Genomic DNA, 13351 nt, shown 5'->3' on the forward strand with positions numbered 1-13351 from the left:
GGGGCAGTTAAATGGCTAAGAAAAAGAACACTTATAAGGTACCTTCGATTGTAGCACTTACATTAGCAGGTACAGCTTTGACAACTCATCATGCTCAAGCAGCAAGTAATACACAAGATCAAACTCCGAATAAAAATGTATTGGATGACGAAAAAGCACTTAACCAAAGTGAACAAATTAAATCTGAAATTAGCAAACCAACAACTAACATTTCAGGTACACAAACATACCAAGACCCTACACAAGTAAAAGATGCATCTTCAAATGAAGATACAAATTATGATGCGCAGTTAGATGAGTTGAATGATCAAACTTCTGAACAAACATCAAATCAAGATACATATAATCAGGAAACAGACGTTCAAGAAGATCAACAAGATGTTTCATCAGATAATGACACGAAATCTTTAGATACTGAGCAAACTTCTGTTGAAGATAACAACCAAGAGAATGAAGAAAACAACACTGACTCAATACAATCAGAAACAAATTCAACTAATGAAGCATCACAGACATCTAATGATGTGAGTTCGAATGCTGAAGAAACAAATACAGATGAAAATTCGTCTGATGTAGCAAATCAAAATGAACCTGTTGCTCAAAATGACAAAGCAGAAACTTCTAATGAAGACGTTGCTTCTTCTGACGTTAAGCAAGACGGCACTCATAGTGACGCTAACACTTCTGATGTAGCAGATAAAAATGAATCTGAAACTCAAGATGACAAAGCAGAAACTTCTAATGAAGACGTTGCTTCTTCGTACTTTAAACAAGACGACACTCAAAGTGACGATAACGCTTCTGATGATGTAAAAGATCAAAACGAATCTGAGACTCAAAATGATAAAGCAGAATCTTCTAATGAAGATGACGTTGCTTCTTCTGATGTTAAGCAAGACGACACTCATAGTGACGCTAACACTTCTGATGTAGCAGATCAAAATGAATCTGAAACTCAAGATGACAAAGCAGAAACTTCTAATGAAGATGACGTTGCTTCTTCTGACGTTAATCAAGACGACACTCATAGTGACGCTAACGCTTCTGATGATGTGAAAGATCAAAACGAATCTGAAACTCAAAATGATAAAGCAGAAACTTCTAATGAAGATGACGTTGCTTCTTCTGATGTTAAGCAAGACGACACTCATAGTGACGCTAACGCTTCTGATATAGCAGATCAAAACGAATCTGTTGCTCAAAATGATAAAGCAGAAACTTCTAATGAAGACGTTGCTTCTAGTGATAAACAAGACGACACTTATAGTGACGCTAACGCTTCTGATATAGCAGATCAAAATGAATCTGCCACTCAAGATGACAAAGCAACTTCTAAAGAAGATGACGTTATTTCTAATGACAAGCAAGATAATGCCAAAGTATCTACATCATCTAAAGAAGCTTCTACAGCAGAAAACAAAGTACAGCCAGCTACATTTAGTGCAAAAGTAACACCTAAGCTTAGAGTAGCTACTACTAGTGCTAATACTGCAGTAGCAACACGTTCTGCAGTAACTAAAGAAGCAACAACACGTGCGGCATTACCTAAATATTCACCAAAAGTTAATTCATCAATTAATAACTATATTCGTAAAAATAATTTTAAAGCACCAAATTACGAACAAGATATAGCAAATTACTTACCTCAATATAATTACCGTTATGGCAAACCTGAAGGTATTGTAATGCATGATACTGCTAATGATAATTCAACTATCACTGGTGAGATTAACTATATGAAGAATAATTACACGAGCGCTTTTGTTCATGCATATGTAGATGGTGATCGTATTATTGAAACTGCAAATACTGACTACTTAGCATGGGGTGCCGGTCCACAAGCAAATGATCGTTTTATACATGTTGAATTAGTTCATACGCATGACTATGACTCTTTTGCACGTTCAATAAATAATTATGCAGACTACGCAGCAACTAACCTACAATATTATGGTTTAGTCCCAGACAGTGCTGAATATGATGGTGTTGGTACGGTATGGACTCACCAAGCAGTCAGCAATTATCTAGGTGGTTCTGACCACTCTGACCCTCATGGTTACTTAGCAGCACATAATTATAGCTATGATGAACTTTACGATTTAATTTATGAAAAATATTTAATTAAAACTGGTCAAGCAGCAGCATGGGGTACTACTTCTTCTGGCAGTACAGGTGGTACTGGTGGTAGCACTGGTTCTGGAAACACAGGCACAACTCCCCCATCAAAATCAGGTACCGTTAAAGTTACTGAAAATAATGGCGTAGGCCGTATCAACTCAAAAAATGATGGTTTATACACAACCGTTTATGACCAAAAAGGTAAAAAGACTGATCGTGTAAACCAAACACTTAAAGTTACTAAATCTGCTACTTTAGGTAAAGAACAATACTATTTAGTTTCTGACTATAACAAAGGCACTTTAATTGGTTGGGTACATCAAGGTGATGTGAGTTATAACGCCGCTAAAGCCGCTGCAAAAATCAATAAAACTTATAAAATTAATCCTGGAGAAGTGATTTATACAGTTCCTTGGGGAACAAGTAGTCAAAAAGCAGGTTCTGTTTCAGGTAAATCAGCTCAAACATTTAAAGCAACTAAGCAACAACAAATTGGTAAAACAAACTATATTTATGGTACTGTAAATAATTTAACTGGATGGGTTAGCTTAAGTAAATTAACAGCACCATCTACGACGCCAAGCAAGCCGTCTACGACTGCCAAGTTAGTTGTATCTAATTTAACTAATCAACAAGGTACAGTTGCTAAATCTAATCATGGTGTATATACATCTGTATATGATAAGCAAGGTGTACAAAAATCATATGTGAATGGTCAAACATACAAATTAAGTAAAAAAGCAACTTTAGGTAGCAATGCATTTTATTTAATTACTGATAATAAAACCAATACTAATTTAGGTTGGATGCAAACTGGAGATATAACAGTTAAAGAGACTGCTAAGAAACCAGCAGCAACTCAAACACAAACTGTAAGTAAGATTGGTCAATTAAATGCTACTAATTCTGGAATTAAAACAACAGTTTATGATCCAAAAGGTAAAGATGCATCTAAATTCTCAGGTAAAACATTTACTGTTACTAAACAACGTACACAAGGCAATAACACATATGTCTTAATCCAAAATACAAATCAAAACACACCAATCGGTTGGGTTAATACAAAAGATATCAATACACGTAACTTAAGTAAGACAACGGCTAAAAATGGTCAATATACTGTTAAAGCTACAAATAATGGTCTTTATGCTGTCCCTTGGGGTACAAAATCACAACAACTAGATACTTTAAAAAATGTAAAAAACAATCAATTTAATGCATCAAAATCAGTCTACGTTGACAAAGATGAATATATCTACGGTATTGTTAATAATAAAACTGGTTGGATTGCTGCAAAAGATTTAAATAGTACCACGAAGACACCTAGCGTTACAAAATCAGCTGTAACACCTATAAAATATGATTACATCATTCATAACCAAAAAGGTAGTTATTATATTGATCCATTAACAGGAAAAGCTGCTGGTTCATTGAAAGACTTTTATGAAGGTATTTTCACTGTATATGAAAAACAAGTCATTAATGGTGTCACTTGGTACCATGGTAAATTAGCTAATGGTAAAGTTGTTTGGGTAAAAGAAGATGACTTACGTAAAGAATTAGTGAAATATTACAAATCAGGTCTTACACTTGATCAAGCAGTTGCTATCCAAAAAGGATTGAAATTCAAACCACAAATTCAACATACAGCTGGTAAATGGGAAGATGCTTCTGCAACTGAAATTAAAAATGCTATGGATTCTAGCAAATTAATTAAAGATCCAACTCAAAAATATCAATTCTTACGTTTAGATAAATCACAAAATATTTCTTCAGCTGATTTGGATAAACTATTAGTTGGTAAAGGTATTTTAGAAGGCCAAGGTGAAGCATTTAGCGAAGCTGCCAAAGCTTATAATATCAATGAAGTATATTTAATTTCACATGCCCTACTTGAAACTGGTAATGGTACATCTAAACTAGCTAATGGCGGAGATGTTGTTAACGGTAAAGTCGTAACTAATGGCAAAGATAAATACTATAATATGTTTGGTATTGGTGCTGTTGATAGCGATGCTGTTAAACAAGGTTTCGCTACAGCCAAGAATAATGGTTGGAATACTGTTAAAAAAGCAATTGTTGGTGGTGCTAAATTCATCGCTGGCTCATATATCAATCAAGGTCAAAACACACTTTACAAAATGCGTTGGAACCCTGAAAATCCAGGTGTTCATCAATATGCAACAGATGTAGCATGGGCAGCACATAATGCTACACGTATTAAAGGGTTTTATGATTCAATGGGTAAATTAGGTAAATACTTCGACGTAGATACTTATAAATAATCGTACTACTTTTTAGAGACATTATTAAATGTTTATCAGCTTTACCTGTATCCCAATTTTTGGTATTTGATGACTAAAAAGTAAAAATCACTTTATGCTTTATAAATAACAAAAGATATTAAACGAAACGTAGGTAATACATCACTTTTCAAAAAAGTGCTATATATCACCTACGCTTCGTTTATTTTATATTTCATTTAATAAAATATGTATGATGTGCATTTAATTTTTTTAATAACTGATTTAAGCTTTCAATATCTTTAGCTGTTAAATTTTGACATCGTGCTTCGATTAGCGCTATCCTAACTTCATTTATTTGTTCGACTAAAGCTTTTGACTTCTCTGTCACCATTAAATCTTTGCATCTCATATCCTTATTGGATTGTTTGCTCGTGATATAACCCATTTGACATAACTTCTTGATCCAACGTGATACGATAGATTGTTCTTTATTAATCTTCATTGTTAAATCATATTGAGATAACTTTTTATAATTATATAAAATTCTTAGCATCTCCAATTGCTCTGAAGTTAAATCTGTACGTTGTCCAAATCGTCTACTTACTAAATTAAGATCATTGCTCGTCAGTGTAATTAATTGTTCTAGTTGTTTATACATGTTGGTCATCTCCACTACTTTAAATTAAATTCTTAAGAGGTTAAATACACTATTTTATTTTCTAATATTATAATAGTATTCTTCCTAATATACAATAATAAAAGACAAATTGTACTATTTTGTTGCATTTCTCATATGTTTTATAATAAATTAGAAGTAGCGCATATAAAATTTATCGCATATATAAAAGGAGCAAAATAATGTCACAATTGAAAGAGAGAGATTACTTTTTCGATAATGCTAGAGCAATGTTAATCTTTCTTGTTGTGTTTGGCCATTTATTACAGCCATATACAGAAGCCAGTAAACATCTTTCTTCATTGTATTTAACAATATACAGCTTTCATATGCCGGGCTTTTTATTTATTTCTGGTTATTTTGCAAAAAAAGCAGGCCAAGCTGGTTATTTAGAAAAAGTCTCTAAAAAACTATTAATTCCTTACGTTATTTTCTTTGGCTTTTTCTCTTTTTACTATTATTTAACTGGTAAAGAAGATAGTGTGAAATTTGATCCATTCGATCCAGTATTTGCATTATGGTTTTTACTTACATTATTCTTTTTCCACGTTATATTAGTAATCGTGAAGGATTATAAACCATACTATGTTTTACCGATTGCTATAATTATCTCATTATTTGCGGGTTATTCATCAAATATCGATAATTATCTAAGCTTTTCAAGAACCATCATGTTCTTTCCAATATTTTATTTAGGTTATCTGTTTACGAATAAGCATATCCAAACTTTAAAAAATAAAAAACTTGTTCCAATCTCTATCATCATTTTGATTGTATTTTATGTTACTTATACATATCATCCTATTAATGCAGATAGGTTATTAGGTGACTCACCCTATATGTCACTCGAAGGTAAACAAGACTTATACAGTCCTATTAAAAGGTTATTACTTTATTTCATAATTTTAATAACACTTTTCTCTTTCTTAAATCTAATACCAGAAAAAGAAAAGTTTTACACTTATATTGGACGTAGAACAATGTATGTTTATTTATTACATGGTTTAGTCATCGGGGTTATACGTGGATTCGGTATTTATCCATTTAAAGATTCAGTATCGATATTAACTTATGTCTATTTACTGCTCTTTACGACGATTATTGTCTATGCATTATCAACACGTTTTGTATCAAAATGGACAAATCCAATTATTAATCTACAATCCCCTTCTAAATTCAAAGAATAAAGGTACTGTGAAACGCGATATGATATATTTAAAGTAATGATGCGTAACCATTAATTAACGCAATCGCTTTATAGCAAGTATCATTAAAAAATAAGCATGATATAAATTTTTGCTATCCATTATAACTTTATATCGACATGCTTGTGGAGCGAGAATCAAAAGCCAAAGCTATCTTTGATTCTCGCTCTAACTCTACATATAAAATTAAATTTGGTATTTTTAAATCTTGAGGTGATTTATACAATGAAACTATCATTAAATAATAATTCAAAACATTTAAGTGCACCAAGTATTCGTCAATTTTCAAGCCGTATTAGCGGTATAAAAGACTGTATTAATTTAACAATTGGTCAACCAGATTTTCCAATGCCTGATGTTGTTAAATCTGCTTATATCCAGGCAATAAATGAAAATCAAACAAGCTATTCACATAATAAAGGTCTAGTGGAAACAAGAAATGCAGTTAGCCAATATTTCCATCAACGTTATGGATTTAAATATAGTTCCGAAGAAATTATTATTACCAACGGTGCTAGTGAAGCATTAGATACTGCATTAAGAAGCATCATTGATGAAGGTGATGAAATATTAATACCAGGTCCAGTATATTCTGGCTATATTCCACTTATCAAAACATTAGGTGGCGTGCCGGTTTATATTGATACCACAGAGACGAATTATAAAGTCACACCTGAAGCTATAGAGGCACATTTAACTGCGAAGACCAAAGCCATATTACTAAACTACCCTACTAATCCAACGGGCGTCATTTTGAACCACAATGAGGTTCAAGCACTAACTGAAACTTTAAAGCATATGCCTATATTTGTTATTAGTGATGAGATATATGCTGAAAACACTTTTACTGGCAAACATACATCATTCGCTGAATTCCCATCTATTAGAGAACAATTATTATTAGTTGGTGGTTTAAGTAAATCTCACTCTGCTACAGGTATTCGCATTGGATTCTTAATAGGTCCAGAATATCTTATTGAAAAATTAACTTTTATGCATGCCTACAATTGTATTTGTGCAAATGTACCAGCACAAATTGCTTGTATCGCTGCATTGAACGAAGGACTTGAAGCACCACAATATATGAACCAAGCATATATTGAACGCCGTAATTTCCTTATACAAAAACTTGAATCATTAGGTTTTGAACTCGATGCCAAACCTGAAGGTGCTTTTTATATTTTCCCAAGTATTCAACGCTTTACAGAAAACGATTTTGACTTTTGTGTAGATGTTCTGGAAAATGCTCATGTTGCAATTGTACCTGGTTCATCTTTTACTGATATTGGAAAGGGGCATGTTCGTATATCTTACGCATACGAACTTGATGCTTTAAAAGAAGCCATGAGAAGATTAGAAGATTACCTTAAAAATAAATATAATTAAATTAAAAACCGAGTAAAAGTTATGTCTATTAATAACTTTTACTCGGTTTTTTTATAAACAAGTGCTGCTCGTCAGCTATTCAATCTTGTTATATTTATCTTTCTTCATCATTTATATATATATTTTGTTCAGCGAACGTTTTTAAAATTTCATAATAAGCAAGAGAATCTTCCCTCTTCATATTAAACTGTTGAATGACATCCTCTGATATTTTTGGAAAATGATCTTTCAATTCTAATCCTTTTTCAGTTAATCGAACCTTCACTCTGCGCTCATCTTCTTCCGTTCTCATACGCTCAATAAGTGATTTTTTTTCTAAACGTTTAATAATTGGACTGATTGTACCTGAATCTAAATAAAGTTCATCACATAAGGTTTTAATATATATAGGTTTATCATTTTCAATATAAAGTAAGACAATATAATTCGGAAAGCTAATATCAAATTGCTTTAAATACTTATTAAATCTATTTACTACTTCTTTACTAGTAATATAAAATAAATAGCACATTTCTTTTCTCATTTGATCATAATCGTTTGAAGTCATCTGTCTCCCCCAATCTATTAATAATAATATTAATAGATGTTTTAATAATAGTCAAATTTAATAATTAATTGTAAAAAAGTTTTCACATATAAAGATATACCACCATTTATTATTTTGAAAAGAAAAACTAAAACATTAAGGTAAATATTTTGAATTTACATTCTAAAATTTTTAACTAACTCACAATAACAAATCATAATCTACCAATATTAGTACGCTTGAATATTAATATTATTATTAATTATTAAATACAATTGATATTCTAAAATTAATAAAAAAGAGCCTGGCACATGTCAAAATGTCCAGACTCTTTTCTTAATTACCAGTAGATATAAAGTACAACTTAGAACTACTTTCACATTATATGTGAATAAGTAGTTCTTATGCTTGAGCTTTAGCTCAGGTAATCCTATTACAATACTTTCACATCCTAAATTTTTATGGGAATTTAGGGAATTGATCAAAATCAGGATCACGTTTTTCTTTAAATGCATCTCTACCTTCTTTAGCTTCATCCGTTGTGTAATAAAGTAAAGTAGCGTCTCCTGCCATTTGTTGTAAACCAGCTAATCCATCCGTATCAGCATTCATAGCTGCTTTTAAGAATCTTAATGCTGTAGGAGAATGTTGTTTCATTTCTTGACACCATTGTACTGTTTCATCTTCAACTTGATCTAAAGGAACAACCGTATTGACTAAGCCCATGTCCAATGCTTCCTGAGCATTATATTGACGACATAAGTACCAAATTTCACGTGCTTTTTTATGTCCTACGATACGAGCTAAATAACCTGAACCATAGCCAGCATCAAACGAACCTACTTTAGGTCCTGTTTGGCCAAAGATAGCATTATCTGCAGCAATTGTTAAATCACATACAACGTTCAATACGTTACCGCCACCGATAGCATAACCTCTAACCATTGCAACTACAGGTTTAGGGATTACACGAATAAGTCTTTGTAAATCTAAAACGTTCAAACGTGGAATTTGATCATCGCCTACATAACCACCATGGCCACGGACTTTTTGGTCTCCGCCAGAACAAAACGCTTTATCTCCTTCACCTGTCAAAATAATGACAGAAATACGTTGGTCGTCACGTGCTCTTGTAAATGCATCAATCATTTCTTGTACCGTATTTGGTGTGAATGCATTACGTACTTCAGGACGATTAATTGTAACTTTTGCAATACCATCATATAATTCATATTTAATTTCTTTATATTCTCTAATTGTTTCCCACTGTCTAGTCATTTTGCTCCTCCTTATTAATAAAACCTATTACTATTCTATCAAATTCTGCCATTTCTTCCACATGAATTGTATGTCCACTATTAGCAACAACATGCATTTCAAAATTTGGCATAACTGAAACGATATTTTTAGCTATTTTACAGAACTTACCATCTAATTCACCTACTATGATACACGTCGGTATTTGAATTTGATTTAATTGTGGCCATAAGTTCGGCATTTGTCCAGTTCCATAATCACGCAAAGCTTTGGCTAAACGCATTGGATTTTGACGTAATCTCATATCACGAATTGCGTTTCTTGTTGATTTATCTAACTCATACTGCGTATAAAACAACGGTAATTTTTCCCAATCATTCACAAACACCTCTAAGCCAGCTATTTCAAGCACTTTTGCTCTAGCTTGATCAACTAGCTGTCTTTCTTGTCGCTCATCACTGTTTTCAATTCCAGGAGATGTACTTTCTAGTATAAGCCCTGTTAATTGCGCTTGACCATATAAAGCATAGTAAAGTCCAATTCTACCACCCATAGAATAACCATGTAAGTAAATTTGATAATTTGTAAATAATCGCAACGTTTGATCTAACTCATGACTTATAAAAGGAAAATCCCATTTATGCTCTAAATCAGACTGATCTGCACCATGACCCGGTAAATCAATAGTTAAAATATTTATATTTTTATTTAGACTATGAATATGTTGATCAAATGTCTGTTGATCACTAATAAAGCCATGCAACATGACTAACAATTTGTCTGTTGGTACGGTTGATTGATGAAATTTATAATGTAACATCGATAATATCACTCAACTTTTTATAGAGTTTAAGATGTTGCTGTTTGTTATCTTCTCGATGTGTCATGATTTCGTAAATATGTGAACCAAATTGCGATAAATCTGCATATTTAAAGGCTTCAATCGTATCAAATCGATCAAATGCAAAATCATATAATAACGCCGTATGTTCAAAATTCAATCCAGTTGGTGTACCGAACAATCTTTCAAAATATGCATCTGCCTCATTTTTTTGAGGTAAATATGAAAAGATACCGCCACCATCATTATTAAGTAAGACGATATTGAGTTGTATATCATTCAATTTAGACATTAATAAGCCATTCATATCATGGTAAAATGCTAAATCTCCAATCAACAATGTAATCTTTTTATGCACGGCCATACCTAACGCCGTAGATGTGACACCATCTATACCGTTCGCACCACGATTCGCGAATACTTCTGCCTCACAATCAATAAATAGATTATCAACATCACGAATTGGCATACTATTGCTCACAAATATAGCATCATCCTTGGTTAATTTATCTAATACATTACCCACATAAGCAGCTTCATCTGTAGCAGTTCTTAAATGATCTTTGATTTCTACTATTGCATGTTTTTCCACTGTTTGCCATTTCTCTAACCATTGCTTACGCTCAACTGTTGGCATCTCTGATAATTGTCTAAAGAAATCATTAGCAGACATTTCATATGATACGTGTGGGGTGATCGGAAATGCATCCGGACGATCATTATTTTGTACTAATATTTGGAATGCTTCTGTTACTTTTAACCATTGATTTAATTTTTTCGAAATTACAGGTTTACCAACACGAATGACAAAATCAGCCTCTAATTCTAAACCTGATCTCAACAATAGATCATAAGTCGTAACCACATTCGGATGGTGTTCACGTCTTAATTGACTCAATGGATCAGCTAAAATTGGCATATCATGGATTGTTGAAAATGTAAGAATTTGATCCACATCTTGATGTTGCATATCACCAACAATGATTAAACCTTTTCTTTTTTTCATCATTGCACTAATTTCATTTAAACTCGTTGTTTTTTGATAGTGTGGCAATATCTTTGTATCTGAAGTTAACCATTCTACTTTTTCAGTATTTGGTGTTAATGGTTCTCTAAAAGGTAAATTAAGATGTATGGGTCCTCGATGTGGGCCATAAAGAAATTGACTCGCTTTTTGCAATTGGAATTTAATTGTATTCGCCATTATATCTTCATTATCATTCTTTTCAGCAATTGGAAAATCAAACTGATACTGCACATAATTAGCAAACATATTCGTTTGATTTATTGCCTGAGGTGCACCAATGCCTCTTAATTCATGAGGTCGATCACTTGTAAGTACAACTAATGGTAAGTGACTCAAACTGCTTTCGGAAATCGCAGGTGTATAGTTAGCAGCTGCACTTCCTGATGTACAAAGGATAGCGACTGGTTTTTCACTACCTTTCATCAAACCCATTGCAAAAAAGGCTGCACTTCTTTCATCTGGATGAATCCACGATTTCAATTTGGGATGCGCTTCTATAGCAATTGCTAGTGGTGTAGAACGCGATCCAGGACTTATAACTACTTCTCTAATGCCATAAGCATATAATTCAGAAACAATTGTAAAGACCTGCTTTGTTAATGCATCTGTATGATTATTCATATTCCTCGACTCCTAAAGCTTTCATCATAGGGTTAAATTTAACTGCAGTTTCTTCGACTTCACTATCCGCATCAGAATTTTTCACAATGCCACAACCAGCAAATAATGTGGCCTGGTTTTTCTTAATTAGCATGGATCTAATTGCTACAATAAACTCGCAATCATCATTCATATCTATATATCCAACAGGTGCACCATATAATCCACGCGTACCGAATTCATTTTGTTCAATGTATTCAATTGCTTCAGCTTTTGGATAGCCTCCAAGCGCTGGTGTTGGATGTAAATTGTCTAACAATCCAATATATGAATCATTTTCTAATTGACCCTTAATTTTTGTATATAGGTGATATAAATGATCATTGGTTAATATCTGCGGTGTTTCGTTAAAAGTAATATCTCTAACATAAGGTGCTATATCGTTTAATATACTTTCTACTACGAAACGATGTTCGTTTAAATTTTTATCATCATTTAAGAAAGCCTGTATATTTTCTTTATCTACTTCATCTTGATGTGTACGTTTGATTGTTCCAGCAACAGCCTTGGTAGATAATATACCATTGTTAACTTCCATTAATTGTTCCGGTGTTTGCGAGAAGAATATACTATCCTGTGACTCTAAGACAAATAAGTAACTATTATGTTCACCTTGTGATGCTTTTTGTAAGATATACGGTATATTGATATTTTTATCAAACATAACCAAACGTTTTCTCGCTAATACAATTTTTTTATGTTCATCTAATACATCAATTGTATCCTTAACTAAATCACGCCATTCATCTTTATATATATCTTCAATGCGTTTAATATTACCAATTTCAAACTCAGAATCTATTGTATTTTGAGTTAAATGTGCAATCAACGCTTTAAATTGTTCAATTTCAAATTGTTCTGCTTTTACAGTATAAGTAATATAAGAAACACCATTTTCCATAGTTATTAATACTTCTGGTAGTATAAAATGATTAATACCAAATTCTCGCCACTCATCACCAGATTTATGCATTGAGAATTGGAAACCTCCGCAAATCTTCAGATGATGTTTATCGGAGCTCGGATGTATTAATTCAATATCACTTTTGTATTTTTGCCATTCTCGAAAAATAGATTGTTTATTTTCAAAATCATTTTTAAATCTAGTAATAGCATGATAGCCAAAGAATGAAGTTTTGTTGTCATTTTTCTTGTAATAAAAACGGTCTCCAGCATTTTCTTCAGTCAAATGGAATAATACTGTAGGATCTAATTCATAGTCTATTTTTGCTTCTACTGAAACCCAAGTATGATTACTTTCGTATACCGCTTCGACAATTTCACTTTCCCTGAGGTCTAATGTCATCTATTTCACTTCTTTCATTTATCAGTTTACACTCATTATAATATTGTACCACTTTTCACAATGTGTGTATGGTTTCTAGCTTATTTCGTTACTACAAATTTTT

9 protein-coding genes are annotated in these 13351 nt (G+C 32.5%); 3 read left to right on the forward strand and 6 right to left on the reverse strand.

Going from position 1 to position 13351, the window contains the following annotated elements:
- Positions 1 to 11: 11 nt before the first annotated feature.
- A complete protein-coding gene (locus tag ACM6UH_RS09805; protein ID WP_069793627.1) occupies positions 12 to 4403 on the forward strand; it encodes a GW dipeptide domain-containing protein in 4392 nt (1463 codons plus the stop codon).
- A gap of 193 nt (positions 4404 to 4596) precedes the next feature.
- Here the strand turns inward: ACM6UH_RS09805 and ACM6UH_RS09810 are convergent, their stop codons facing one another.
- Positions 4597 to 5022: a MarR family transcriptional regulator gene (locus ACM6UH_RS09810; protein WP_002483721.1), complete on the reverse strand. Its 426-nt coding sequence runs from the start codon at positions 5020 to 5022 to the stop codon at positions 4597 to 4599.
- Between the two features lie 200 nt (positions 5023 to 5222).
- Between ACM6UH_RS09810 and ACM6UH_RS09815 the strand changes: the two genes are divergently transcribed.
- Both ACM6UH_RS09815 and ACM6UH_RS09820 read left to right on the forward strand, forming a co-directional pair.
- Positions 5223 to 6227 carry an acyltransferase family protein gene (locus ACM6UH_RS09815; RefSeq protein WP_011303454.1) on the forward strand — a complete coding sequence of 335 codons (1005 nt, stop codon included), beginning with the start codon at positions 5223 to 5225 and terminating at the stop codon, positions 6225 to 6227.
- A gap of 243 nt (positions 6228 to 6470) precedes the next feature.
- The gene (locus ACM6UH_RS09820; RefSeq protein WP_011303455.1) at positions 6471 to 7631 is read left to right on the forward strand and encodes an aminotransferase class I/II-fold pyridoxal phosphate-dependent enzyme; all 1161 of its coding nucleotides are present in this window, start codon (positions 6471 to 6473) and stop codon (positions 7629 to 7631) included.
- A 94-nt stretch (positions 7632 to 7725) separates the two neighbouring features.
- Here ACM6UH_RS09820 and ACM6UH_RS09825 read toward each other — a convergent pair whose 3' ends face one another.
- The 5 genes from ACM6UH_RS09825 to ACM6UH_RS09845 all read right to left on the reverse strand — a co-directional run bounded on the left by ACM6UH_RS09825 (position 7726) and on the right by ACM6UH_RS09845 (position 13248).
- A complete protein-coding gene (locus ACM6UH_RS09825) occupies positions 7726 to 8178 on the reverse strand; it encodes a MarR family winged helix-turn-helix transcriptional regulator (RefSeq protein ID WP_011303456.1) in 453 nt (150 codons plus the stop codon).
- Between the two features lie 438 nt (positions 8179 to 8616).
- The gene (gene menB, locus ACM6UH_RS09830; protein ID WP_002483725.1) at positions 8617 to 9435 is read right to left on the reverse strand and encodes a 1,4-dihydroxy-2-naphthoyl-CoA synthase; all 819 of its coding nucleotides are present in this window, start codon (positions 9433 to 9435) and stop codon (positions 8617 to 8619) included.
- Positions 9428 to 10234: a 2-succinyl-6-hydroxy-2,4-cyclohexadiene-1-carboxylate synthase gene (gene menH, locus ACM6UH_RS09835; RefSeq protein WP_011303457.1), complete on the reverse strand. Its 807-nt coding sequence runs from the start codon at positions 10232 to 10234 to the stop codon at positions 9428 to 9430. Before menH ends, menB begins: the two co-directional genes overlap by 8 nt.
- Positions 10221 to 11903 carry a 2-succinyl-5-enolpyruvyl-6-hydroxy-3-cyclohexene-1-carboxylic-acid synthase gene (gene menD / locus ACM6UH_RS09840; protein ID WP_011303458.1) on the reverse strand — a complete coding sequence of 561 codons (1683 nt, stop codon included), beginning with the start codon at positions 11901 to 11903 and terminating at the stop codon, positions 10221 to 10223. Before menD ends, menH begins: the two co-directional genes overlap by 14 nt.
- Complete coding sequence (locus tag ACM6UH_RS09845; RefSeq protein WP_011303459.1) at positions 11896 to 13248, reverse strand: isochorismate synthase; 1353 nt, start codon at positions 13246 to 13248, stop codon at positions 11896 to 11898. Before ACM6UH_RS09845 ends, menD begins: the two co-directional genes overlap by 8 nt.
- Between the last annotated feature and the right edge of the window lie 103 nt (positions 13249 to 13351).

This window comes from Staphylococcus sp. LKG4-2, assembly GCF_050955665.1.
Taxonomy (GTDB): domain Bacteria; phylum Bacillota; class Bacilli; order Staphylococcales; family Staphylococcaceae; genus Staphylococcus; species Staphylococcus saprophyticus.